The organism is Leuconostoc falkenbergense (genome assembly GCF_045801155.1).
Classification (GTDB): domain Bacteria; phylum Bacillota; class Bacilli; order Lactobacillales; family Lactobacillaceae; genus Leuconostoc; species Leuconostoc falkenbergense.
On the sequence record NZ_CP174386.1, the window covers coordinates 2,033,214 to 2,058,630 of the forward strand.

At 41.1% G+C, this 25,417-nt stretch carries 20 protein-coding genes and 1 riboswitch; of the genes, 8 read left to right on the forward strand and 12 right to left on the reverse strand.

Annotated elements, in window-relative coordinates; genetic code table 11:
* Positions 1-34: 34 nt before the first annotated feature.
* Positions 35-1,399, forward strand: a complete 1,365-nt coding sequence (locus ACI3ES_RS10510; protein WP_317212523.1) for a PLP-dependent aminotransferase family protein — start codon at positions 35-37, stop codon at positions 1,397-1,399.
* Positions 1,400-1,409: 10 nt separating this feature from the next.
* Here ACI3ES_RS10510 and ACI3ES_RS10515 read toward each other — a convergent pair whose 3' ends face one another.
* The 5 genes from ACI3ES_RS10515 to ACI3ES_RS10535 all read right to left on the reverse strand — a co-directional run bounded on the left by ACI3ES_RS10515 (position 1,410) and on the right by ACI3ES_RS10535 (position 9,409).
* Positions 1,410-2,345: a DUF1810 family protein gene (locus tag ACI3ES_RS10515; protein WP_114667480.1), complete on the reverse strand. Its 936-nt coding sequence runs from the start codon at positions 2,343-2,345 to the stop codon at positions 1,410-1,412.
* 10 nt (positions 2,346-2,355) lie between these two features.
* Positions 2,356-3,348, reverse strand: coding sequence for a nucleoid-associated protein (locus ACI3ES_RS10520; protein WP_114667481.1), 993 nt, complete (start codon positions 3,346-3,348; stop codon positions 2,356-2,358).
* Positions 3,349-3,431: 83 nt separating this feature from the next.
* Positions 3,432-6,836, reverse strand: coding sequence for a BspA family leucine-rich repeat surface protein (locus ACI3ES_RS10525; RefSeq protein ID WP_407631994.1), 3,405 nt, complete (start codon positions 6,834-6,836; stop codon positions 3,432-3,434).
* Positions 6,837-6,982: 146 nt separating this feature from the next.
* A complete protein-coding gene (locus tag ACI3ES_RS10530) occupies positions 6,983-9,130 on the reverse strand; it encodes an AAA family ATPase (protein ID WP_010276070.1) in 2,148 nt (715 codons plus the stop codon).
* Between the two features lie 51 nt (positions 9,131-9,181).
* On the reverse strand, positions 9,182-9,409 hold the full coding sequence (locus ACI3ES_RS10535; RefSeq protein ID WP_004910965.1) for a hypothetical protein: 228 nt from the start codon (positions 9,407-9,409) through the stop codon (positions 9,182-9,184).
* Between the two features lie 275 nt (positions 9,410-9,684).
* On the opposite strand from ACI3ES_RS10535, the gene ACI3ES_RS10540 reads away from it, so the two are divergent.
* From ACI3ES_RS10540 to ACI3ES_RS10565, 6 genes are all read left to right on the forward strand, one after another.
* Positions 9,685-10,848: a DUF998 domain-containing protein gene (locus tag ACI3ES_RS10540; RefSeq protein WP_114667110.1), complete on the forward strand. Its 1,164-nt coding sequence runs from the start codon at positions 9,685-9,687 to the stop codon at positions 10,846-10,848.
* Between the two features lie 81 nt (positions 10,849-10,929).
* Positions 10,930-12,411, forward strand: a complete 1,482-nt coding sequence (gene rlmD / locus ACI3ES_RS10545; RefSeq protein ID WP_114667111.1) for a 23S rRNA (uracil(1939)-C(5))-methyltransferase RlmD — start codon at positions 10,930-10,932, stop codon at positions 12,409-12,411.
* Positions 12,412-12,413: 2 nt separating this feature from the next.
* Positions 12,414-12,812, forward strand: a complete 399-nt coding sequence (locus ACI3ES_RS10550; RefSeq protein ID WP_114667112.1) for a VOC family protein — start codon at positions 12,414-12,416, stop codon at positions 12,810-12,812.
* Positions 12,813-13,106: 294 nt separating this feature from the next.
* Positions 13,107-14,534 (forward strand): NADP-dependent phosphogluconate dehydrogenase, encoded by a 1,428-nt coding sequence (gene gndA / locus ACI3ES_RS10555; protein WP_114667113.1) that lies wholly within the window; start codon positions 13,107-13,109, stop codon positions 14,532-14,534.
* Positions 14,535-14,828: 294 nt separating this feature from the next.
* Positions 14,829-15,368 carry a DUF1440 domain-containing protein gene (locus ACI3ES_RS10560; protein WP_114667114.1) on the forward strand — a complete coding sequence of 180 codons (540 nt, stop codon included), beginning with the start codon at positions 14,829-14,831 and terminating at the stop codon, positions 15,366-15,368.
* 135 nt (positions 15,369-15,503) lie between these two features.
* Complete coding sequence (locus ACI3ES_RS10565; RefSeq protein WP_181809847.1) at positions 15,504-15,662, forward strand: hypothetical protein; 159 nt, start codon at positions 15,504-15,506, stop codon at positions 15,660-15,662.
* Positions 15,663-15,705: 43 nt separating this feature from the next.
* Here the strand turns inward: ACI3ES_RS10565 and adhE are convergent, their stop codons facing one another.
* Complete coding sequence (adhE, locus tag ACI3ES_RS10570) at positions 15,706-18,408, reverse strand: bifunctional acetaldehyde-CoA/alcohol dehydrogenase (RefSeq protein ID WP_114667115.1); 2,703 nt, start codon at positions 18,406-18,408, stop codon at positions 15,706-15,708.
* A 337-nt stretch (positions 18,409-18,745) separates the two neighbouring features.
* On the opposite strand from adhE, the gene ACI3ES_RS10575 reads away from it, so the two are divergent.
* A complete protein-coding gene (locus ACI3ES_RS10575; protein ID WP_114667116.1) occupies positions 18,746-19,429 on the forward strand; it encodes a hypothetical protein in 684 nt (227 codons plus the stop codon).
* A gap of 37 nt (positions 19,430-19,466) precedes the next feature.
* Here ACI3ES_RS10575 and thiD read toward each other — a convergent pair whose 3' ends face one another.
* The 6 genes from thiD to ACI3ES_RS10605 form a co-directional block, all read right to left on the reverse strand.
* Entirely contained in the window at positions 19,467-20,279 is an 813-nt protein-coding gene (thiD, locus tag ACI3ES_RS10580) for a bifunctional hydroxymethylpyrimidine kinase/phosphomethylpyrimidine kinase (protein ID WP_114667117.1), read from the reverse strand.
* 34 nt (positions 20,280-20,313) lie between these two features.
* On the reverse strand, positions 20,314-20,871 hold the full coding sequence (locus tag ACI3ES_RS10585) for a folate family ECF transporter S component (RefSeq protein WP_114667118.1): 558 nt from the start codon (positions 20,869-20,871) through the stop codon (positions 20,314-20,316).
* Positions 20,872-20,912: 41 nt separating this feature from the next.
* A riboswitch (THF riboswitch) is annotated at positions 20,913-21,009 on the reverse strand.
* A gap of 106 nt (positions 21,010-21,115) precedes the next feature.
* On the reverse strand, positions 21,116-21,658 hold the full coding sequence (locus ACI3ES_RS10590; protein ID WP_004910942.1) for a hypothetical protein: 543 nt from the start codon (positions 21,656-21,658) through the stop codon (positions 21,116-21,118).
* A gap of 80 nt (positions 21,659-21,738) precedes the next feature.
* Positions 21,739-22,647 carry an XRE family transcriptional regulator gene (locus tag ACI3ES_RS10595; protein WP_114667119.1) on the reverse strand — a complete coding sequence of 303 codons (909 nt, stop codon included), beginning with the start codon at positions 22,645-22,647 and terminating at the stop codon, positions 21,739-21,741.
* Positions 22,648-22,806: 159 nt separating this feature from the next.
* The gene (locus ACI3ES_RS10600; protein ID WP_114667120.1) at positions 22,807-24,318 is read right to left on the reverse strand and encodes a peptide chain release factor 3; all 1,512 of its coding nucleotides are present in this window, start codon (positions 24,316-24,318) and stop codon (positions 22,807-22,809) included.
* Between the two features lie 242 nt (positions 24,319-24,560).
* Positions 24,561-25,154 carry a hypothetical protein gene (locus tag ACI3ES_RS10605; RefSeq protein WP_114667121.1) on the reverse strand — a complete coding sequence of 198 codons (594 nt, stop codon included), beginning with the start codon at positions 25,152-25,154 and terminating at the stop codon, positions 24,561-24,563.
* Positions 25,155-25,417: the final 263 nt, after the last annotated feature.

Below are 25,417 nucleotides of genomic sequence, written 5' to 3' on the forward strand. Positions count from 1 at the left end.
TATTTAATAATCACAGATAATTAGGAGAACAACTATGGTTGATGATGACTTATCTTGGGTCCCCAGCAAATTGCCTTTGCAACCACCGCTTTACCAATCGCTGTATCAAAATATTCAAAACGACATTGAAAACGGCATATTGCCACCCTATAAACAGCTACCTTCCCAACGAGAACTGTCCTATTTTTTAGACATTCATTTCACAACTGTCACACATGCTTATGAATTGGCGATCAAACAAGGACTGCTCTACTCAGAAAAAGGTCGTGGTACTTTTGTATCGCCTAATGGTGTGCGCGATAATACAATTCAAGCACAAAATAACGCATCACATATCAGCGATTTGGGTATTCTCAATATGGGACACACGCCTAATAGTCTTGCAGAAAGCACTATCAAACTAGCTATGTCACACGTCACATTAGCAACTTTGTCACGCTACTCTACCAATGCTTTTGACGACCAACAATACCGACAAATTTGTCAGCAGTGGTTTGATTATTTACAGGTGCCCATGAACAAGAATCAATCACCCTTGATTACCGGCGGCGGGCAGAGTGGCTTAGCAGTCATCTTGTCTGGCTTGTTCAAACCTTATGACACAATCGTCGTCGATGAATACACCTATTCTAATTTCATTGAATTAGCGAAAACACTGCATATCAAACTGCTGGCCATTGCACAAAATCAAGATGGCATGGATCTCGTTGCACTCGAACATTTACTCACCACTCAAAAAATTAACGGTGTTTACGTCATGCCATTTTTATCCAATCCAACCAATCGTTCCATGCCACTGATTCGGCGTCAACAGTTAGCAAGATTGAGTAGGCAACATGATTTTATTATCATTGAAGATGACTATTTGAGACACTTAGATACACAAAAATTGCCTGCCATAATTGATTTAGCACCGCAAAACACAATTTATATCACTAGCTTTTCTAAAATTGTTGCGCCCGGTTTGCGCGTCGCCTTTCTCCTGTATGACCAGCAATTTGATCGACAATTGCGTCATTCATTTACTAATTTAAATTTGCAAGAACCGACGCTAGACTTTGAAATTATCCGCTATCTGATTGAACATCATCTTATTGAACCTTTAATCCATTATCAACGTGAGCAAATAGAACGTCATGTTGCTGTTTTTCGTGAAATATTTGATTTCAGCGCCCCAAACAGTCCTTTTCAATGGGTCAAAATTAATCCTAAGTTGGAAATTGGAAAAGTTAAAGACGATTTGGCGCAACAAAAAATCCATGTGCTGTTGATCCCCCAATTTCAAGCTGGTGGCTGGCGGTCGCACAGGGATTATTTTGTCAGAATTGCAATTGCTGGCATTAGCGATACAGCGCAACTGCAACACATACTGTTACGCCTGAAACCTATCATTAGGTAAGCAGGCTTTTTTATTTTAACAGTGCTAACGTTGGCTCATGTAAGCGTCCGTTGAAGTATTTCACCAATGCACGTTGGTACAGTTCAGAATTGTCAGCGACTTTACCAAACAATGTCAAACTCGCTTGGAATTTTTGCGCATCGACTTCACCAAATAATGCCACCGGATCAGAGTCAGGCAAATTCAGTGTGGTCGTGACAATCGTTTCTAAACGTTCACGCAATGTATCATCAGTAAGATAATCGTTGGCTTCTTGTTCGCCATCAATACCATAATACATTGCACGCGCGCTGCTACCCAAACCTTTTAATTGTGGTAGCACAAACCACATCCAATGGGTCTGTTTTTGACCATTGGTTAATTCTTGAAGTGCGTCTTGATAGGAATTTACGCCAATAATTTCACCATTTTGGGCGTCAAGAAAGCGTTGTAGGATACTATCAACCGTCAATGTTTGCGCTTGACCGGTCGCTTTGTATTGCTGATATACTCTAAAAACAGCGTCCCCAGAAAACGTTAGCGGTGTGTGGGCAATTGTTTTCGGTGACATCCAACGCTTAGCGTCGATTTCAGTGTCATCAATTTGAGATAACTCATCATCCCATGATGTTAACAAATAAATCGTTGTGTAAAGCTTCGTGCGGTCACCATTGGGATAATGGGCAACGTAGTGGCGTCCTGATACTGTTCCTATCAGTTGTAATTGTTGTGGATCCGCGACGATACCACCTTCTTCAAGCGATTCACGCGCTGCATTTTCCTGCCACGACATTTCTGGCTCAACGTAGCCACCGGGAAATGCCCACGCATTGAAATCACGATTAAAGACCATCAACAGCTCGCCTTTTTGATTTTCAATGACGGTGTCAGTAGTGGCCGTCACTAATTCAAAGTCATGACCAACTTTTTCACGTATTTTAGCAATATAGGAATCTTGATAGGGCATATTTTTCTCCTTAAACGCTGAACTTGTTGACGATGGACGCAATGTCTTTGAGCACCAACGACATCGTACCATCCGCGTTATTGACAAATTCTACTTTACTATGATCTTGATAAATATCAATCGGAATGGATAATTCAATACCGGAATCCAATTTAAACTTTTGGACGCGATACTTTTTCTCGTATTTGGTCGTGTTGGGTACAGCAACAGTCTTTGGAATTGCCTTTTCGGTCACCTTTTCAGTGTATTCTTGCTTCGCGCTGATATTATTGGTGAAAACTTTTTCAGCAATTTTGTCAGTGTCAATTTCACCAGTCGCTTCAATGCTATCATGGATAACGGTTTGTGTGATAGCGAGCGCTTCATGCTCTGGTTCGTCGTATTTTTCAGCGATGTTTTTAACCGTGCGCTTAATCGTTTGAATATTCTCTTTTACCGAAATGTCGGGTTTTATTTCGAGGAATTTTTCAGAAAAATACGGCACGCGGTGACCATCAATGAGGTATTTCTTTTCTAGCAGTTGATAACTATCATCGTTTAAATCAACCAATATTGCTTCACTGACCGTTTGCGTCGCAGCGGGCAAAACAGCTTGATTTAGCACCAAGTTATTCACCATTTTGTCGTCTTCGTATTCGACAGCATGTGCATAACGTGGTGCAAAATCCAACTTTATCAACCCAAATACTGGCCCTTCGTCCATCGTCGCTTGAAAACTCAACAAATCGCCGGGGTGAATTGCTTCACTCCCGGCCATTGTGTCAAATAATTTAGCAGCGAGTTGCGTGGTCATGGTCGCAAAATCATCTTGTGTCAAACTTTTTTTGAGATAATTGTCGGCGGTGAGATGACCTGTCTTGATATCACCTTGCATGACCTTGGCGACAATCTTGTCAATATAATCATGAACACCAGCGTTATCAACGTTCATTTCCGCTTGGGAAGCAATTAAACTACCTGTGTTCGTATCTAAAATATGCAAAATGGCATGTTGAATAATCATCGTAATGTCTGTTGTGCGTGGTTAACACGCAAAAAGTCCTTTATCTATTTTCTTCATTGTACCATTTTCACTCATTGCTGTTATTACTCTGGCGTGTCACTTAACGTCCATGTCATCGTAGTCGTTAATGTTTCGCCTAATGCAGGTGACAAATTACCACTACCACGCAAATCAAGCGTAAAGTTCTTCCCAGTAGCATGGTTAAACTTAACATCTAATTCAGTCACAACAGCGTCTTCAGTTTCACCTGAAACAAACGTTGCTATCCCACTCGCTAATGACGTGTCGCCATACTTAATAGGCAAATAATCACTGCTAATCGTCTGTCCGCCAGTACCAATCTCCCAGTTAGCAGCTTGTGCCACTGAAACGTGATAGTTACCGTCCAAGTCGCCTAATTTCAGATTACCAGTCGCCATATTGGTTGCTGTCGGTGTTAAGCTCGTGTTAGCCAAGCTCAACGTGCCAAAATTAAGGGCATCAACTGATACAATACTTGGCGAAGCTTGATTTTTGTTCGCCCAAACATACGTTACTGGTCGAATCGCATCGTCCCACATTTCAGTGGTAGAAACCTTGTCACCTTTTGGATTCAAGAAAGTGCCGTTGCCAACAATCTGCCAAGCCGCGTCATTCGTGACGTAACTTGTGCTAGGAATCGTTGTGCCAGCCGCTGGTGCTGCTTCAAATCCCGGGTCGTCTGGGAATACTGTCTGCTCACCAAGCTTAACCTGCCAAAGGTTGCTTTCTTGATCAGATTCAGGGTCCAACGCTTGCCATGAGCTAAACATGAACGCAACCGGCGAGGTAACGCCAATTCCACCCTCGTCAGGGTTCACTTCTTTTAACCCAGATAAATCAAATGAGCTAATATCTAATGTTTCCAGTGACGCAGCCACAAACATGACTTGCATATTCTCAACACGTGCCGTATCGAAATGTGACAAGTCTAAATGCTTCAGGCCGTTCAGGGCAAACATACCAAACATATCTGTGACATTGCTGGTATTAAAGCTAGACAAATCTAACGCCGTCAAGTTAGGCATCATTAGAAACATACATGACATATTCTCAACCTTATCAGTATTGAAATGACTCAAATCAAGGCTACTCAGTGACGTCTCGACAAACATGTAGCCCATGTTTGTTACATTACTCGTGTTAAAACTTTCAATATTCAGCGCTGTCAAACTAGACAATCCACCAAACATCGTATCCATATACTCAACCTTATCAGTGTTGAAGTGACTCAAATCGAGCGTACTTAACTGTGATGCGTAAGCAAACATGCCACTCATATCCTCAACATTACTAGTATCGAGATTCGTATCATCAAATGATTGTAAGTTCTCCAAATCCGAGAACAAATAGCTTGAATTCACTGGCGCTGCAACATCATCTTCAAATCTAATAGCAGTAACTAACTTGGGTAACTCAGTACTCCAGCCAAAAGTACTAATTAAATTGTTATAAACTGACTCAGCCAGCACCGTGGGCGAGCTGTCTTCAGACTTGTAGAATGTCAAAACACCATCATCTGGATTCAAATACCACGGTGAATTACCATTAACACCACGCCACTTTTCACGATGTTCCCAAACGTACGTTGTCGTAACTGCACGACTATCACTTGGAATGTCATAACCGGAAATCAAGGCACCAGTGGGCGCATGGTCAGTCCCATCACCAACAATTTGCCAGCGATTACCACTCACGTAATCACTAGTTCCCGGAATAGTCGAACCCACACTTGGATTCTGAATATTGGCGTCTGAATTAAATGTTTGGTTCGCGCCAAGTGTTAGCTTCCATAAGTTACCGCTATGCGTATATAACATGTTGTCAACGTCGCATTCTGAGTTGAACGTAAAATGACTTAAATCTAGTGACAACACCTTTGATTGATAAAACATGTAGCGCATGTCGGTCACTAGACTTGTATCAAAGCTACTGATGTCAATCGTTGTTGCGGCCGAATAATAAAACATGTAAATCATGTTAGTGACCGCACTTGTGTCAAAACCACTCACGTCTATCGTTGTTGCGGCCGAACCATCAAACATATCACCCATGTCAGTGACTGCACTTGTATCAAAACCACTCACGTCTATCGTTGTCGCCTCTGAATGACAAAACATATAACTCATGTCAATGACTGTACTTGTATCAAAACCACTCACGTCTATCGTCGTGGTGGCCGAACTATAAAACATATGACTCATGTCAGTGACTGCACTTGTGTCAAAACTACTCACGTCTATCGGTGTCGCGTCTGAAGAACTAAACATAGAACTCATGTCAGTGACTGCACTTGTATCAAAACCACTCACGTCTATCGTCGTGGCGGCCGAATTACTAAACATAGAACTCATGTCAGTGACCGCACTTGTGTCAAAACCACTCACGTCTATCGTCGTGGCGGCCGAATCATAAAACATAGCACTCATGTCAGTGACCGCACTTGTATCAAAACCACTCACGTCTATCGTCGTGGCGGCCGAACTATAAAACATACGACTCATGTCAGTGACCGCACTTGTGTCAAAACCACTCACGTCTATCGTCGTGGCGGCCGAATCATAAAACATAGCACTCATGTCAGTGACCGCACTTGTATCAAAACCACTCACGTCTATCGTCGTGGCGGCCGAACTATAAAACATACGACTCATGTCAGTGACCGCACTTGTGTCAAAACCACTCACGTCTATCGTCGTGGCGGCCGAATCATAAAACATAGCACTCATGTCAGTGACCGCACTTGTGTCAAAACCACTCACGTCTATCGTCGTCGCCTTTGAATAACCAAACATATACCTCATGTCAGTGACTGCACTTGTGTCAAAACCACTCACGTCTATCGTCGTGGCGGCCGAATCATAAAACATGCGGACCATTGTCGTCACATCTGATGTATCAAGATTCGCGCTATCAAACTTTTCTAAACTTGATAATGACCTAAACATATCACTGCTATTCGATGGCAACTTGGCACCGGATAAGAATTTTATTTCCTTAATCATTGAGATATAGCTTGCGAACTCGGTAGCATTATTAATGGCACCCCCTGCCAACGTTCCCGCTCCAAACTCCAAAACGCCGGTATCTGGGTCCAGCGTGTATGGTGATGTCCCATAAGTCCCTGTGATCGTCTCAGTTGCTTTTAACTGTGGTGCTAACGTCGGTTCACTTATTTTTTCTTTTTGCGCTGCATCCGGCTTCTCTGGTTCTGGCATAGGGTCAGCCTTTGGCTCTGGCTGAACTTCAGCTGGTGCCTTATCATTATCAGCCGAGATATTAACCTCCGACTGTCTTTTTGGCATTTTAAAAACTTTATCCAGTAATGCGGCCTTTTTTGTCTTATCCTGTGTTGACGATTTCAGATTAGATTGTTCGGCAGCCACAGCGGCTACCATTTGTACAGGACTTGCGCTAACCAGTAGCAAAGTTATCGTTAATAAGATGGCTTTTCTAACATATTTTTTCATGCAGCATACTCCCAGTTTTATCGTCATCATTTAGTATAAAGTGGGGGGGTGAAGCTACCTTGAACAAATGATGACCATTTTGTGAACAAATCATACAAAAAAACCAGCTCATCAATAGATGAACTGGTTCAATCATTTAACAACTATTATTCAGTTACTGCTGTCTTTGCAACCACTGCTGAGATGACTACCTTGCCGTCAACTAAGTCAGCGCTCAAAGCCTTTTCACCGGGGTTATCCAAGTAGAAATCGGTTACTTGGTCACGAATTTGTTGCTCAATGACACGACGTAGTGGACGTGCACCCATTGCTTCGTCATAACCATCTTCAATCAGATGATTCTTGACCGCTTCAGATACTTGCAATGTCAAGTCTTTCTTAGCCAATGTCTTGTTCACATCATCTAACATCAAGTCAACAATTTGCTTCAAGTCCGCCTTTGTCAAAGCGCTAAACTCAATCACACCATTGAAACGGTTCAAGAATTCAGGGCGGAAGTAAGGTGCCAACTTCTTCATCAAGTCTTCTTCATCACCTGCTGCGCCATGACCAAAGCCGGCGTTTGATGTGGCAATAATGACTGTATTCTTAAAGTTAACCACATTACCTTGACCATCAGTCAAGCGACCATCATCCATCACTTGCAATAGTAATGTCAAAACTTGCGGATTAGCCTTTTCAATTTCGTCTAGTAAGACAATTGAGTATGGATTACGACGTACTTTTTCTGTTAAGGTGTTGCTGTTGTCGTCATAACCAACATATCCTGCCGTCGTACCAATCAACTTTGATACGGCCGTCAAATCAGAATACTCACTCATATCCAGACGGACAATGTTTTCCTTGCTACCGAACATATCCAACGCTAACTGCTTAGCAAGTTCAGTCTTACCAACACCAGTTGGTCCAACAAACAAGAACGAACCAATTGGACGATTACCTTCATCAAATCCCGCACGATTACGACGAATTGCCTTAGCAACCATGTTAACAGCTTCATCTTGACCAATAACTTTACCAGCCAAGCGATCACCAATTGTCTTTAAGCGTTCAATATCTGAAGCACCCATTTGTGCAACGGGAATACCAGTCAAACGTTCAACTGATTCCGCAACATCATTTGGCGTTGCCACAACTTTTGTAGCATCTTCAGCACTATTGATTTTCTTCTCCAAATCAGCAATTTGGTTCTTATATTTCAAGGCTGCTTCATAATCTTCATCACTAACTGCCTTTTCTTGCTTTGCTTTAACATCAGTCATTTGCTTTTCTAGGCTGACCTTGTCTGTCACTGGATTCTTCGCTGACAAATGTGCTGCTGTCATATCCAACAAATCAATCGCCTTATCTGGTAATGACCGTTGTGGAATGTACTGAACCGCATAATCAACCGCTGCTTTTAAAACATCTTCTGGCAATGAGACATGGTGATGCTTCTCGTATAACTTAGCAATACCCTTCAAAATCTCAAGCGTGTCCTTTGGACTTGGTGCATTAACCGTTACTTCGTTGAAACGACGTGCCAAGGCAGCGTTTTTCATGATTGTGTTACGGTACTCATCTTGTGTTGTGGCACCAATCAATGAAATCTCACCACGACTCAAAGCAGGCTTGATAATATCAGCCAATCCCTTACCACCATCTTCGCCACCAGTTGAACCAGCGCCTAAGATTTGATGAATTTCATCAAAGAATAAGATGATGTTACCTGCCGTCTTGACTTCTTTCATCAAGTTTTGGATATTTTCCTCAAAAGCGCCACGGAATTGTGTGCCAGCTTCCAAGCTAGAAATATCAATGCTATAAATTTCCTTATCTTTAATGGCGGCTGGGACATCCCCATTGACAATCGCTTGTGCCAATCCTTCAACGACCGCCGTCTTACCAACACCGGCATCACCGACTAGCACAGGGTTATTCTTGGTACGACGACCTAGAATTTCCGCTGTTTCTTGAATTTCTTTGTTACGACCAATCACTGGATCAAGCAAGCCATCACGTGCCTCTTGCGTCAAATTACGACCAAGCTTTGCCAACATGCCTTCTTGCTTAACTTGTCCCGGTTGTTGTGCCATTGGGCGACCATTACCAGCCACTTGACCGGCTTGCTGACTACCCTGTGGTAGCTGACCACTTTGGCGATATTGCGCAAATTCCTCTGGTGTGACTTCGCGACCGTTAATCAAATAACGACGATTTTCCGAATTCATACCGTTCATATTGCCCATCATGTTGTTAAAAATGTCATTCATATCTGATCCGAATGGATCATTGAAAAAATTATTGTTAGCCATAGTTTAAATTCCCCTTTTTATCTACGTGCTTGTGCTTCCCCAAGCACTTGTTTACTGTTCATCAAAATAAAGTTTCTCAAGTTCTCTGAGCACTTCCCACATTGCTTTGTGTTGTGCCTTCGCGAGTGCGTCAAGATCGCGCATATTCAAGCTCGTTGCGTCTGATTGTGTTTTATTAAACGACTTGTGAATCGTTGTATACCCGTAACCAGAATCCTTCGCCACACGATAAATTGTTAGCGAATTATCATCTAAATATGCTTTAATATCAAATCTCATTGTCAATCGCCGTCCTCGTTAGTTTGACCACGCACACGATTGTGGGCGTAGTCTTGTATAAAGTTGCTGCTTCTAAACATCTAGTTACATCTCCTTTATCAAAAAGAGGCTCGTGAGATTTCATCACTCACTTTTCTTGTTTCTCTCTATATTTATAGTATATCACATTTATGACATAACACAAGTGTAAACTATTAAATTGTTGTTTTATTTTATTACATTAGTTGTTTTCCCCCAGTGATGTCATGATAAACTAGATGTTATTGGAGAATATCATGTCTAAAACACCCTACCATATCAACTTACCTGAAGAAGTTGTCACTGAATTGCACTTACAGCCTGAACAATCATTTCATTTAACTTTACGAAACGGATCGCTCACGCTACACCCAATAGACGGTCAAAATGAAATTCAAACATTATCACTGCGACATTTCCTAGTCCCATCAGTGTTGGCGGCATTGTTATTCATTGGTTATGCACTGTATCAAAGACACTTTCAATTACCATTAGGCGGCGACGATTCAATTGCCAGCGCTGTCATTCTGTTAGGCGAAATGAGTGGTATGCTTAGTTTTTTGGTAACTTATGTTCAAGAAGTTCGTCGTCAACCTAATTCACTCAAGCGCAAAACGAGCTGGCGTGTTTTCCCTGCTTTATTGATTGCTTTTGCGATTATTTTAGCCTTTATAACCTCTGGATTTTTTTGGGCAATTAATTACTTATTTCAAAATGTGACCTTTGATTTATTCACCTCGGTGGTGTTATTTGTTTTATTTGATGCGATTATTAATTTTTTGATGATTTACGCCGCTTTGTCGATTTCAACTTTATTTATTACTGCGATTTTTGTGATGACTATGATTGGCGGCGTCTTAATTGCGATGGTAACCAACAGTTCACGGCTATGGTGGCAATATAACTTGAGTTTTTTAGGAACGGACGGCGCTCTTGACGCTTGGCAATTTAACGCAACGTTGATTTTGGCTGGCTTAATTTGGATTGCCTTAGTCGATTATTTGTTTGTACCACTGCAACAAGTCATGCGTGGCAATCACCGACTGATTGTCTTACGCGTTTTGCTAACATTATCGGCCATCTCACTAGCAGGTATTGGTGCCTTTCCAAATAACGCCGGACAACTGCATTTTATTCATGATCAAATCGCCAACGGCTTAGTCTATTTTATTTTAATTTTGATGGCTGGCAACCGGTGGTTATTACCAAATGCACCGCGTGAATTTATGGTCACTTCATACGTCATTGGTGGTGTTTTGGTCGTCACGATGCTGCTATTTGAAGTCATTGGTTATTTGTCTCTGACAGCTTTTGAAATCATTGCTTTTGGGCTGACATTAAGTTGGATTTTATTACTATTACAAAATATCTACCGGCTGTATTATCATGCCTACCAAACATTTGTCGTCAAAATTTCTTGAGGTGCCTTTCCTTTATCCAAACATGGTATGATTAAGGACGTAACGAACCGCTATTTGGCATTGCAATGCAGAAAGTAAAACATGACAACAGAAAAAAAACGGCCCTACCAAAACGATCACAACAATACACCAAAAAAGACGACTTATAAGCAGTCTTTTAAAGGCAACCGCCGACCCAATCATGGCGCACAAGACGGGGTCAATGTTCGCGTTGGTCAAAATTTCCCATTAACAATCAAACGATTGGGTATTAATGGTGAGGGTATTGGCTATTTCAAACGCAAGATTGTCTTTGTCCCCGGCGCTTTACCAGACGAAGTCGCTGTGGTGAAAGTCACGGAAGTCGAACCAAAATACATCGCCGCCAAAGTGCTCAAAATTCGTGAGAAATCACCACAACGTGTCAAACCACTCGATGAGTACGCTGATACTGTGGGTGGCTTTGAACTTGAACACATGACCTATCCGGCGCAACTCGCCTTCAAAAAAGACGTCATTGCCCAAGCACTCGAAAAATTCCAACCCCGTGGCTGGACACACTATGAATTACGCGACACAATCGGCATGGACAACCCATACGATTACCGTAATAAAGCGCAATTCCCCGTTCGCAAAATTGGCGATAAATTAAGTGTTGGCATGTACAAACGCGGCAGTCATGAACTTGTCGATTTGCCCGTTGTACACACGCAAGACCCAGCCACCATGAAAGTTATCCGCAAGGTCGCAGAACTGCTCGATAAACTGTCTGTCTCCATTTATAATGAAGATAAAAATCGCGGAACTGTGAAAACAATTATCGCCCGTGTTTCACACACAACAGGTGACGTGCAATTGACTTTTGTCACGCATACTGATGGTTTCCCGGGAGATACGGCTTTAATTGCTGCTATCAATCAAGCATTACCTGAAGTCGTGGGTATCTTCCAAAATTACAATCCCGGTCGTACGAGTTTGGTGTGGGGTGAGGAAACGCTCAAATTATGGGGCCGTGACACGATTGAAGAGACCATTCTCGGCAAGACCTTCCAATTATCGCCTCGGGCGTTTATGCAACTCAACCACACGCAAATGACTGTGGCGTATGAAGAAGCATTAACCGCGCTAAATTTGACCCATGCAGATAAACTCGTTGATGCCTACGCTGGTGTTGGAACGATTGGTCTGACATTAGCAGACAAAGCTGGCGAAGTCCGTGGCATGGAAATTGTACCAGAGGCTGTTGATGATGCCAATGACAACGCTGCACGCAATAATATCACAAATGCACATTATGAAGTTGGCACAGCCGAAGCCTTATTTCCAAAGTGGCAAGCGCAAGGCTGGGTGGCCGACGCCTTGATTGTTGATCCCCCACGTACTGGTTTAGACACTGCTTTACGGCGCGAAATTCTACGCACAAAACCCGAGAAATTTGTTTATATTTCATGTAATGCTTCCACATTAGCACGTGATTTAGTTGATCTCGCACAAGTCTATCAGGTTGATTATATTCAAAGTATTGATATGTTCCCACAGACTGCCCGTTGGGAAGGTGTCGTTAAATTAACAAAACGAGGTTAACTATGCGCGGTGTGATACACCATATTGAAATCAATGTTGCTAATTTGGAGAAATCACGTCAATTTTGGCTACCTTTTTTAACAGCACTCGACTATGACCTTTATCAAGAATGGTCGGCTGGCTTTTCAATGAAATTAGGTGACACCTACTTAGTATTTGTCCAAACCGAAGACAACTATTTATCACCAAGTTTCCATCGCAAGCACAATGGTCTAAACCATCTCGCTTTCCATGTCGCCTCACGTCAGGAGCTTGATCACTGGCGTGACTGGATTCATGAGCTTAACCTGAAAGAATTGTACCCGCAACAATATCCATACGCTGGCGGGCAAGATTACCAAGCCCTTTATTTTGAAGATCCAGATCGATTAAAAATTGAACTCGTTTACCAAGAAGTCTGAGTCATCAGGCTTTTTTTATTGTCGCGCTAATGGCTAAAATAACATCTTTTCAAAAGCCAATTTGAACACAAAAAACTCACAATTTTCACAAACATATCAAGTGACAAAAGCCATGTGCGTGTTACCATAAAAGTAACAAATCTATTATTTTATTTTGGAAAGTAGGCACTCTTTTATACCGTTTTATGAGACACTGACTAATAGATTTTGGGGTAGTAAGTTAAATACAATTCAAAATAAAAATTGCAGTTCATATCACGTATAAATACAATTATTGGAAAGCAGGTAAATAGTATGACACAGTCAGATTTTGGCGTTGTTGGCTTAGCAGTAATGGGTCGCAACTTGGCACTCAACATTGAGTCACGTGGTTACACCGTTTCAGTGTTTAATCGGTCTCGCGCGCGAACAGACGATTTGGTTCAAAAGCACGCTGATAAATCATTTATTCCTAGTTATTCAATCCCAGATTTTGTACAATCCATCAAAGCACCACGCCGTATTTTACTAATGGTTAAAGCTGGTAAAGGCACTGATGATGTCATTGATGAGTTACTGCCACACCTATCAAAAGGTGATTTGCTCATTGATGGTGGTAACACTTTCTTCCAAGATACAATCCGTCGTTCAGAAAAACTCTCACAATCAGGCATCAACTTTATTGGCATGGGTGTTTCTGGTGGTGAATTAGGCGCACTTGAAGGACCATCACTAATGCCCGGTGGTCAACGTGAAGCTTATGATTCAGTGGCACCTATTTTAGAAGAAATTGCCGCAAAAGCACCAGAAGATGGTCGGCCAACCGTTACTTATGTCGGTCCAAATGGTGCTGGTCACTACGTCAAAATGGTGCATAATGGTATCGAGTATGGTGATATGGAATTAATCGCCGAATCATACGATATTTTAAAGCGTGTACTCGATTTGAATGCCAATGATTTGGCCAAGACTTTTGCTGATTGGAATAGTGGTGAATTGAACTCATACTTAATCGAAATCACAGCCGATATTCTAACTCGCAAAGATGATTTGGGCTCTGACAAGCCAATAGTAGACGTTATTCTCGATCGCGCCGGTAACAAAGGCACTGGTAAATGGTCATCACAATCAGCACTTGAAGTTGGGGCACCACAATCATTGATTACTGAATCTGTTTACGCACGTTATATTTCAGCACTAAAAGCAGATCGTCTCGTAGCTGCCGATTTGCTAAACGGTCCTGATTTTACCTTTGATGGTGACAAAGACAGCGTCGTAGAAGATGTTCGTCAGGCACTCTACTTTGGAAAAATCATGTCTTACGCCCAAGGATTTGACCAATTACGGATGGCTTCAGATCATTATGATTGGAATCTACCATTTGGTGAACTTGCGCAATTGTGGCGTGCTGGTGCGATTATCCGAGCACAATTCCTACAAAGAATCACTGACGCCTACACAACTAAAAGTGATTTGCATAATTTGCTTTTAGATAGCTACTTTAAAGACATTGCTGAAAAGTATCAAGGTGCAGCCCGCCGTGTTGTTGCACTGGCTGTGTCAGCCGGTGTGCCAACACCATCATTATCTGCTGCGGTCGCCTATTATGATTCTTACCGCTCCGCTGTTTTGCCCGCTAACTTAATCCAAGCACAACGTGATTACTTTGGCGCTCATACTTATGAACGCGTGGATAAGCCAGCCGGTGAAATGTTCCACTATGCTTGGTATGATGAAGCCTAATTTTAACCTGTGGTAATATGTGATTTCATGTTCACTATTTCTCATAATAACTATCTATTTGTTAGTGTAAGAGCTCTGAGACTTAAATCAGAAAACAATAATACTCATTTTAAAGCCATCAAATTTTACTAATTAATTTGGTGGCTTTTGTTTGTATCAAAATGGTGTCGCGGTTTTTTGTCCTATTTTTTTGATGATAATATCTACTGCAACTTCTTGTCTTGACAACTAATTGATAAACGTTTAAAATTAGTATTTGTTTGTTATTTTATTCACATTTTAAGGAGAGTGTTGATGTTTGTTTTAAATAAGCCAAAGGCTAGTCTCAAAGAAATTATTATCAAAAGTGTCTGGTACGGTTTCATCGCCGGTATGATTTCCGGCATGGTCAAAATTGGTTGGGAAAATATTTTTCCACCTCGTACAATTGCCCGTAACCTGATTAATCCGCCACAGCACATGGCCATGCAATTAGGTATCCCCAAAAAATTAGTTGAATCTTACTTCTACTATTCACAAGATCAAAAAGTTTTCTGGTTCACCTTAATTTTGCATTTTTCATTTGCTATTGCCTTTTCAGTCTTGTACGTTTTTGTATCACAATACTGGTCAAAAATTGCCTTGTGGCAAGGTGCCGCTTATGGTATCGTTCTTTGGATTGTGTGGCACGTCATCTTGATGCCCGCCTTTGGAACGGTCCCTGCACCATGGCATCAACCATTCGATGAACATTTCTCAGAATTCTGGGGACATATCGTTTGGGCATGGTCAATTGCCGCAACCGTTTACTACTTAATCGCTAAAGATAAAAAAGGTCATCTTGAAAATATTTAATGCTAAGTTTGACACACAAAGGATAAAATTATCCTTTGTGTTTTTTAATTACAGCTGGTATTCCTCATCAATTTGCATTACAATATCTAGCAATGAAAGAAACATCTTCCGTCAACTTACCCTTTGGAGAACGACATGAAAAAAGACAATTTTGGTCGCAGTGATTTAGATGATACTTTAAACGATGTCACCAACCACCCAGAGCGTGGGTTGGGCTTACTATCAATTAAGGGCACTATAATTTTGGTTATCATCGTGATAATTGCATTATTGATTTATGTGATGACACAATAAAACACACACAACTCATGTTGTGTGTGTTTTTCATGAACATTAATTAAAATTGATCTTTCAACAATTGCTTAATTTCTGCCAAACTAGGTTGGCGTGGGTTACCTGGTGTTGTTTGGTCATTGTAAACCAAATCAATCAAGCTATCCAAAGAATCGTCAAAGTGCTTCTTGTCAACGCCGTTGCCTGACAATGTTTGGTTAACTTCAACTGACGCAGCCAAATCCTTAACAGCTGCAATCAATGAATCAACCAATTCAACATCTGTGTTACCCTTCAAACCAAGGAAACGCGCGATGTCAGCATAGTCCTTTTGTGCTGTATAAGTTTCGTAGCGTGGATAAGGTGTACGCTTTACGTTACCAGTTACGGCATTAAACTTAATCACATGTGGCATTGCAATCGCAATGGCCAAACCGTGTGGCAATTCGAATTCACCACCAGTCTTGTGGGCCAAGGCGTGGTTGATACCCAAGAAGGCGTTAGCAAATGACATACCTGCCAAAGTTGAGGCATAGTGCATCTTTGTACGTGCGTTTTGACCTTCTTTAGTTGGGTTCTTTGGATCATAGTGATAAGAATCAGCCAAGTTATCAAAAATCAACTTAATAGCTTGCAAAGCCCAAGGACGTGTAAATTCTGAAGCCATTACTGAAACGTATGATTCCAAGGCGTGTGACAAAGCATCCAAACCAGAGAATGCAACTGTGCGCTTTGGTACAGTCATCACGAATTCTGGATCAACAATGGCAACTTCAGGTGTTAATTCATAGTCGGCCAATGGGTACTTAACGTGTGTTTCATCATCAGTGATAACCGCGAATGGTGTCACTTCTGAACCAGTACCTGATGTGGTTGGAATTGCAACCATTTGCGTCAAACGTGCATGGTAGAACTTAACAATACGCTTACGGATATCCATGAACTTTTGTTGTAGTTCTGTAAACAAGTCTTTGATAGCATCATTATCTTCCAAGATACCTTCATGACGTGTTGAATATTCGTACAAGAAACGACCAATCTTACCAGCATCCAATGCTGAACCACCACCAAGCAAAATCACTGTGTCAGGCTTAAAGTCAGCCATTTGACGTGCAATTTCAACTGCTTGTGACAAAGTTGGATCAGGCTTAACTGAACCGTAGATGTTTGTTTCGACTTGTTCTTGACGCAATTCAAGTTGGCTCAAAACCTTACCAACGAAGCCGAATTGCACCATACCAGGGTCAGCCACGACGAAGGCGCGCTTAACTGATGGTAATTCTTGCAAGTAAGTAATCGCGTTTGCTTCATAATAAACTTCCTTAGGCAAACGGATCCACTGTGGACGGTTACGACGACGTGCAACAGTTTTGATGTTAAGCAAGTCGTATGTTGACAAGTTGTGAGACAATGAATTCTTCCCCCATGATCCGGTACCAAGCGTCAATGATGGACGCATAGCATCTGTATAGATATCACCAACACCACCAATTGAATCTGGTTGGTTAACTAAGATACGTGATGCACCGATTGCATCAGCATATTCTTTGATGAATGGGTCATCTTGTGAACCAATTTGGATAGCAGCGTTGTGACCAGCACCTTGATAGTTCAACAATGATTGAACTGTTTCAATGGCTTCTTCACGCTTTTCAACTTTATAAATTGACAATAATGGTGACAACTTTTCTGATGACAAAGCTTCACCAATGTTCTTTTGATCCAACTCGAACAGCAAGACATCTTTGCCTTCAGGAATCTTAACACCAGCTTGTTCAGCAATCCAACGACCTGACATACCAGCAACTGGTCCGGCTACACCGAAACCTTCGGCGTTTGGCTTGAAGACGTAATCAGCAATCTTCTTGTAGTCTTTCTTAGGCACAAGGTAAGCACCTTGTTCTTGTAACTTAGCCAAAACTTCGTCGTAAATTGGCGCTTGGATAACCGCTGAGTTTTCAGTGGCACAGATCATACCATTATCAAAACGCTTTGACAAAAGTAAGTCTGACACCGCACGGTCAGTATCTACGGTTGCATCCAAGTAGATAGCACCATTACCAGCACCAACACCCATTGATGGGTTTCCTGACTTCAAAGCGGCGTTAACCATCGATGGACCACCAGTAGCCAAAATTGAAGCGATGCCATGATTTTGAATTAAAGCAGTTGTAGCGTAGATTGAAGGCTTTTCAATCCATTGGATAAAGTTCTTGGGTGCACCAGCTTTCACAGCTGCTTCATAAACGATTTGTGCAGCGTGAACTGATGACTTTTGTGCTTGTGGGTGGAATGCGAAGATAATCGTATTACGCGTCTTAGCTGTCAACATTGACTTGAAAATCGTTGTTGACGTTGGATTAGTTGTTGGTACGATACCAGCTAATACACCAAGTGGTGCTGCTAATTCAACCTTTCCTTGGATTTTATCTTCATTGATAACGCCAACTGTCTTGTCAAACTTAATCGCGTTATAAACGGATTCAGAGGCAAAACGGTTTTTGGTATCTTTATCTTCAACAACACCTCGACCAGTTTCATCGTGGGCTTCATGGGCCAACAATAGTGAATTTTCAGAACCAGCTAATGCCATTGCGGCAACAATTTTGTCAACCTGTTCCTGTGAAAATGTTGAAAATTCTGCCAAAGCTTTTTGTGACTTTTCGACCAATTCGGCCGTCATTTTTTCAGCTTGAGCTGTCAATTCAGCTTTTTCTTCAGGTGTCAAAACCTTTTTAGCGGGCTTCTTTGCAGTTGCTTCTGCCATAATTTGTGCTCCTTTTTGTTTGCTCATTTCTTAACAATCTAAGTATATAATAAGTGTCAAGAAAAAGCAACACTTTTAATTTTTATTTGTTAAACGCCTGATAAATGTACGTTTGAAAGCGCTTACAAACACAGAAATAGTATTGTGTACTTAATCACAGTATCGGCATATTTTTTAATATTACGCCTACGGCTTATTATATAACTATTCTATGAAGAAAGTGTAAACATTGCGCCCTAAATGTTATGAAATCGTGAACTCTCAATCTAAATGTACCAAGCACTTTGCGACGACAATGCTATAATAAGATAATATATTAGCTTGAGGATGAGACAACATGTATTATATTGACGGACAATTTTACCAGTTAGGGTACAAACAAAAAATTAGTTTTTTCGTTGTATCTTTAATTATCAATTCTTTTGGAAATGGTTTGAGTGTGGCAACTGCAATGGGATCAGCTCCTTGGACGGCTGGTGCTGCCAATTTATCCAATCTAACTGGTGCGCCGATCAGTTTATTCCTTGCTTTTTTTGCTACGAGTGTCGCTTTCTTGAACATGTGGCTCGCCATGCACTTTAATTGGCCCCGTTTAATTGGCAATATTGTGTTTGGCATGTCGTTTAGTTTGTTGGTTGGCGTCTTTGCTAATCTCTTTGTCTCCTTAGGCATTCGACATCTTGCTTGGTGGTGGTTACTTCCAATCGATATTTTTGCGGTGTGGACGATTGGTGTTGCTATCTCAATTTATCAGCGTGTCAATTGGATTCTACATCCCCTTGATGACTTGACCAACATTTTACGGTTTGATTATTTTCACGGCAACGCTAGTAAAGCGCAAATGAGTAACTTTGCTGTTGCCATTGGTATTTCAGCAGTTTGCTTCCCTTTCAGTCATCAGCTTGTGGCTTTAGGACTAGGCACAATTGTATCTTTTCTTTTCCAAGGCCGTAACATCGCTTGGGCCGACCGACATATTTTTAAACGGCTTGTCCATGGTGATATCACAGGTCAAGCCTAAAAAAGTGTGAGTTGAAATTTATCAACTCACACTTTTTTTAATCAATATTTTGAGCTGCCCAATGATTAATTGGACCAAATTGGTGGCCAACCGCTATTTCGCTAGCAATAGCTGCCGTTGTCACATCATGCGCGATACGAATGGCATTAGCGACTGACTGTCCTTTTGCAATTTCAGCTGCAATGGTGGCACTTAACGTATCGCCCGTACCGTTGATATGTGTCGTATCAAAATAAGGATGGCGCAGCCAAAAATCTGATCCATCAGCTAGTAACACGTAGTCTGCAACTTCTTGTTGGTCATCTTGATGATGCCAACCTTTCACAATGACATTCTGAACACCTAGTGCCTGAATGTCCCGTGCTGCCGCTGCTTGGTCTGTTTCGCTTTGAATTGTTCGTCCTGTTAACAATTGTGCCTCAAAAAAATTAGGCGTGGCAACAGTTGCCAATGGTAGCAGCTGTTGTTTCAAAGCTTTGAACGCTTCATTTTCTAATAATTGTGCCCCATGTTTCGTAGTAATAACGGGATCAACGACCAATGGCCCAAAATCGTAAGTCTGATATGCCTTAACTACCGTGCCAATTAAAGCTGCATCAGACAGCATTCCCGTCTTACTAGCTTTGATTTTAAAATCATCAGCCAAAGCTTCAAACTGTTGGGCAATAAACGCCAACGGTAATGTTTCCGCTGCGTGGATACCGTAAGAATTACCCGCAACAGCTGCCACTAGAACACTCATACCATACGTCTTACGAATAAAAAAGGTGTGTAAATCAGCTTGCATACCAGCTGATCCATCAGAATCAGAACCGGCAATTGTTAATACTTGAGGAAATTCGTTTGTCATCATAACCTGCTTTCAAAAAAACAGCCGAAGCTGTTTAACTAAAAATTATTTTTGTTGTGCGGCGTACCACCGGATTATTTAGAAAGAAATAGGTGATAGCAACTTGGATTGGGTACATAATTAAGTTTTTGATAATTCTTGGTATTGCGAACGCCACCAATGATGGCCAATCATGCGCTGTGTGATACATGATTACCAGCCAAGCTGTGTTCATCACAATGTTAGTGATGAGCAACACCAAGCCAACGGCAACAATAATTCGCCATAGACTTGTGTGATCTTGACGATAATAAGCTAGCGCATAAATTAATGTTGAAACAACCGCAGTTAAAGTAAAACCAATGAAGAAGACACCGGGATTAACAATCGTGATATTAACCACGTCTAATACGGCAGCAATCAACATCGACCACAGCGGACCATACCACTTGGCAATCAAAGACATTGCCACGAACGAAAAGCTGACTTGTATCACGTTCGTCCCAACAGTGAATTTGTTTAATGCCATGTCAATGGCCATTAAAAATGCCAAAACAACAAACTGGCGCGTGTCTAATTTTGACAGCGCCCATGTACGCGATGTACTTTCCATAATAAAGAACCTCCGAGTGGAGTGTTCACCTATATGATTATATTGGTGAATGTGATTGATGCACCGCACACAAGCGTGTTTCGTCAGCGACCCACATTCCGTTTCCGCTGCACTTAACGCGCATCAATCTACCCCGATTTTATTTTGTCTTATCGACAACGAACATTGTAACACCAAATGAACCGAACGTTGGTATTAAAGTTAGCTAATTGTTCGTAAAAAAACGCCACCTCTAGGCAGCGTCTTATTCTGGTAAAATGATTTGCGTTGAAGGGCCTTGTGGTTCAGCCTGTTCAGGTTGCTCTTGGATTAAGAAGCTGGGATAAAGTGTCAATGACTTTTCTTCAAAGCCCACAACAGATGAGCCCAACACACGTGTGATTAACTCCATCAAACGTTCTTCAAAAGTATCTTTATCAATATCTTCAATTTCTGCCTTGAGTGATTGTTGGTACATATTGATGTGCAAGTTAGGAATTAAGGCGTACTCTCGTCCAACTAGACCAGCCCATTCTTCAAACACTTCTGCAGGTATCTCTTCATCCTCATTTTGAGCAATAGGCATAAAATTGGCACTGAATGTATTGCCAGCACCACCCTGCTCATCAAATTCCTCTTGTGTCATTTCGCCATTACTTAATTCCGTTGCGTATTCAAAATCAAACGGGCGACGTTCGTCAAAAATATGGATAAAGCCTGCTGTTGCTTGCGTTTCATCCGCAGCGTCAACGACACGCAAAATGCGATCTCTTTGGCCATTAAAAAGTTGTTGTGTGTAATATGCCATTATTTTTCTCCAATGTAGTGTTACTACATTTTAACATAAGTCACGACCAAAACTGAATGCGAATCCCGAATTAAATGAGGTCATGACATAGCGTATGTCTTGAAATCATTGAAGTTATTGTGCATGAGCTTCTCATAATTATTCCAAGCCGATTGTGGTTGAATCGCATAAACGGCTGCCAAAATATTATTGTATGCCACTCGCGCCTCGTATTCATTACCGACAACGATGAGCGTTTTTATCACGGTCATCAATTTACGAATAACGTTCGTATACCAATCGCTAATAGCTGGTTCAAGACTATCAACAAGATCAAAATCACGCTTAGTGTCATCATTTGCTTTTTCGTGAAACGCTCGCAATGTGTACCGATAGATTACAGTGAGTAATGCTTGTTGACGTACGACTTCCATTTTGAAACCAGCCTGTTGACAAGCTTGTTGTTGCATCATTGTTTTGCGTACAAACGGTAAAATTGTTTGCAAATCCTCGTAGCGTAGATTGTCCATGATATCTAATAACAAATTCGCATCCATCAGCGAGAAATAATGACGTCTGCACAAAATATTACGAGCTGTTGGTAAAATTTTTTTAAATAATTTTCCCGCAACCTCTTCCGAATCATGTGCTTTGATTTGTGTAATAGCTGTTCCAATCGCTGCAACATCTTTGGTTTGTTTGTATATTTGTAATGCGTTTTCCACCATTGCTTCATCAACAATTAGCGCTTCTGGTTGTGACTGCATGTTGGTATTGACCGCTTTTAATGAACGCGCATACAACATAAACTCGTCAAGTGACACATGAATCACTTCCAAAATCGAGAGTAATCTGCTCATTGCAAGATCACCCGACCCATTTAAATAACCATAGAAACGACTACGTGAAATATCAGCGTGTGCCAAAATGATTTTTACTGGCACACCCTTTTCCCTAATAAAAAACTTTAATGCTTCATTATAGTGATTTTCATCAATATGAAAAGCCATGATATATTCTCCCCTTGCTTTCGTTAACTATTTCACATGTAATAATAACACATTGTTGTCCTAAAATGTAATATATTATCGTATGTATTCACAATTTGAACACCAAAAAGGCAAACAAAAACCACAAAATCGTTATTGATTTTTGTGGTTTAGGTCACATTACATTTTTTCTTCTAGCGTCACATTTGGGTATTTATCATGGAACCAATTGAGTGCAAACTTGTTTTCAAATAAGAAAACTGGGGCGTCATAACGGTCTTTAACAAGTAAATTACGAGATGAACCCATTTTTTCGTCAAGTTCTTCTGGTTTAATCCAACGTGCCACTTTTGAACCAATTGGTTCAAATTGAATTTCGACGTTGTATTCATTTTCCATACGGAACTGGAACACTTCAAATTGCAATTGTCCAACGGCACCAATGATGTAATCACCACCGTTCCAAGACTTGTAAAGTTGGATTGTACCTTCTTGTACCAACTGTTCAATGCCTTTATGGTAAGACTTTTGCTTCATCACATCTTTGGCAATCACACGGTTAAACAATTCAGGGGTAAATGTTGGCAAATCAGGGAACTGCACACTCTTTTTGCCAGCATAAATCGTGTCACCAATCTGGAAGTTTCCGGTATCATAGACACCAATGATGTCTCCGGGTACTGCTGTTTGTACATTTTCACGCTCTTCAGCCATGAACTGTGTGACATTAGAGAGCTTTAATTTCTTGCCATTTCGCTGTAAAGTGACATCCATACCTCGGTCAAATTCACCACTGACAATACGAACAAAGGCAATGCGATCACGATGACGTGGATCCATGTTGGCTTGAATTTTGAAGACAAAACCAGTAAATTGTGGACTGTCTGGCGAGATTACTTGATCGTCAACTGTTGTCACAGCAGCAGGTGCCGGCGCATAGGTCAAATATTCACGCAGAAATTCGGTGACACCAAAATTCACCAAAGCTGACCCAAAAAAGACTGGGGTCAATTTGCCATGAGCAATTTTATCGGCGTCAAATTCGTTACCCGCATCACGTAATAACTCAATTTCATCCATTGCTTCACTGACAACTTCTGGGTGATCACTGGCATTTTTGAAAGGTACTAATTCATCTTTTTGCAAATCATAAATGCCTTGCAAAATTTGTCCTGATCCAACTGGCCAGTTCATTGGATAGGCTTGAATACCTAAAATAGACTCTAATTCATCAACCAAATCAAGCGCTGGTCGTGCATCTCGGTCAATCTTGTTGAAGAAAGTAAACACGGGAATACCACGTTGCGACACAATCTCAAAGAGCTTTTTTGTTTGAGGCTCAATTCCCTTAGCTGCATCGACAACCATGACAACTGAGTCAACCGCCATCAGCGTTCGATAGGTATCTTCAGAAAAATCCTCGTGCCCCGGTGTGTCCAAAATGTTAATTCGCTTACCTTCATAATCAAATTGCAACACTGACGAGGTCACTGAGATACCACGTTGCTGTTCAATTGCCATCCAGTCCGACGAGGCCAGCTTATTTGAGCCACGACCTTTAACCGTTCCAGCTTCACGAATCACGCCACCATGCAACAATAGCTGCTCAGTTAAGGTTGTTTTACCAGCATCGGGGTGAGAAATAATCGCAAAAGTCCGCCGATTTTTTAGTTGTTCTTGAAAGTTTTCCATAGTACTTCTATTCTACCCGAAAAACAAGTCGACGGCTAGCTTTTTAATCAACAGCCACTAAATCAAACACGTTAAGAAACTTAACAAAACTACTGACAACATTTCAATTAGAAAGTGCCCTTTTTAATCGAAATAGTGTTTCACGTGAAACATTTTTCATAACAAACATATTCACTTATAAAACTTACAAGGGTTTTGTCTTTTTTGATGATAAAATTACGCGATCTTACTGACAACATTAACTATTCAGAAGGCGTATCACCAAGTGTCCAGACGACACTAGTGTGAATTGATTTTCCCAACAAATTAGACACATCAACACTCGCTGGAACTAAAATCGCATACCCAATATCTGTACTGCTATTGTCAAGTGGAATAACTTCTTGATGCGCAATGGGACTATTATCGACGGTTTTCACGAGCGTGCTAGTCCCGCTAGAAATTAAGTTAATCTCATCAGAAGTTAGCTGTACTAAAGCCATACTATCGGTTGTAGCTACTACTGACTCTGAATCATCATACCAATTATCGTCCTCAGTACTGACAGTCACTGTATACCCATCATTACTATCAAGCCTGTCGTCAGTAACTGTTAACTCAGCATCTCCCTTATATAACACGAAATGTCCAAGGCCTGACATAAATGTCTGGTTATCTGTATCCTCGAGATTACTCGTATCTAAGACACCAAAATCCATATCATCAACAGACATGCTCAGTTCACCATTCTGGAACTGAATGTAACTACTGACAATAGTATCAGCTGAAATTGTAATGGGCGACTGGGCAATTAGTGCCGTTAAAATCACAATAATGATTCTATTGACTATTTTCATAACTAACCTACCTTTTATAACTACACATATTTACCTACCAGAATCAACATATATTATTATTGGACTGCCAATAACTGCGTTTCCAGCACTTGATAAAGGGAATGCCATTTAAGCACACAGCAGCGCAATAGCAGTCCCCTTATTTTTTGATTTTGTAAGTTTTATTGATTCGTAAGATGTTTTTTGGCATTTATCAAGAATACTTTGCCACCTTGTACGCTTAAAATTTAAAAATGATGGGACAAAGTGACACTTTAATAAAG

What these genes read in the sequence shown, in the direction of transcription:
- ACI3ES_RS10510 (WP_317212523.1), top strand. Translation starts at nt 35, where the DNA reads ATGGTTGATGATGACTTATCTTGGGTCCCCAGCAAATTGCCTTTGCAA.
- ACI3ES_RS10515 (WP_114667480.1), bottom strand. Translation starts at nt 2,345, where the DNA reads ATGCCCTATCAAGATTCCTATATTGCTAAAATACGTGAAAAAGTTGGT.
- ACI3ES_RS10520 (WP_114667481.1), bottom strand. Translation starts at nt 3,348, where the DNA reads ATGATTATTCAACATGCCATTTTGCATATTTTAGATACGAACACAGGT.
- ACI3ES_RS10525 (WP_407631994.1), bottom strand. Translation starts at nt 6,836, where the DNA reads ATGAAAAAATATGTTAGAAAAGCCATCTTATTAACGATAACTTTGCTA.
- ACI3ES_RS10530 (WP_010276070.1), bottom strand. Translation starts at nt 9,130, where the DNA reads ATGGCTAACAATAATTTTTTCAATGATCCATTCGGATCAGATATGAAT.
- ACI3ES_RS10535 (WP_004910965.1), bottom strand. Translation starts at nt 9,409, where the DNA reads ATGAGATTTGATATTAAAGCATATTTAGATGATAATTCGCTAACAATT.
- ACI3ES_RS10540 (WP_114667110.1), top strand. Translation starts at nt 9,685, where the DNA reads ATGTCTAAAACACCCTACCATATCAACTTACCTGAAGAAGTTGTCACT.
- rlmD (WP_114667111.1), top strand. Translation starts at nt 10,930, where the DNA reads ATGACAACAGAAAAAAAACGGCCCTACCAAAACGATCACAACAATACA.
- ACI3ES_RS10550 (WP_114667112.1), top strand. Translation starts at nt 12,414, where the DNA reads ATGCGCGGTGTGATACACCATATTGAAATCAATGTTGCTAATTTGGAG.
- gndA (WP_114667113.1), top strand. Translation starts at nt 13,107, where the DNA reads ATGACACAGTCAGATTTTGGCGTTGTTGGCTTAGCAGTAATGGGTCGC.
- ACI3ES_RS10560 (WP_114667114.1), top strand. Translation starts at nt 14,829, where the DNA reads ATGTTTGTTTTAAATAAGCCAAAGGCTAGTCTCAAAGAAATTATTATC.
- ACI3ES_RS10565 (WP_181809847.1), top strand. Translation starts at nt 15,504, where the DNA reads ATGAAAAAAGACAATTTTGGTCGCAGTGATTTAGATGATACTTTAAAC.
- adhE (WP_114667115.1), bottom strand. Translation starts at nt 18,408, where the DNA reads ATGGCAGAAGCAACTGCAAAGAAGCCCGCTAAAAAGGTTTTGACACCT.
- ACI3ES_RS10575 (WP_114667116.1), top strand. Translation starts at nt 18,746, where the DNA reads ATGTATTATATTGACGGACAATTTTACCAGTTAGGGTACAAACAAAAA.
- thiD (WP_114667117.1), bottom strand. Translation starts at nt 20,279, where the DNA reads ATGACAAACGAATTTCCTCAAGTATTAACAATTGCCGGTTCTGATTCT.
- ACI3ES_RS10585 (WP_114667118.1), bottom strand. Translation starts at nt 20,871, where the DNA reads ATGGAAAGTACATCGCGTACATGGGCGCTGTCAAAATTAGACACGCGC.
- ACI3ES_RS10590 (WP_004910942.1), bottom strand. Translation starts at nt 21,658, where the DNA reads ATGGCATATTACACACAACAACTTTTTAATGGCCAAAGAGATCGCATT.
- ACI3ES_RS10595 (WP_114667119.1), bottom strand. Translation starts at nt 22,647, where the DNA reads ATGGCTTTTCATATTGATGAAAATCACTATAATGAAGCATTAAAGTTT.
- ACI3ES_RS10600 (WP_114667120.1), bottom strand. Translation starts at nt 24,318, where the DNA reads ATGGAAAACTTTCAAGAACAACTAAAAAATCGGCGGACTTTTGCGATT.
- ACI3ES_RS10605 (WP_114667121.1), bottom strand. Translation starts at nt 25,154, where the DNA reads ATGAAAATAGTCAATAGAATCATTATTGTGATTTTAACGGCACTAATT.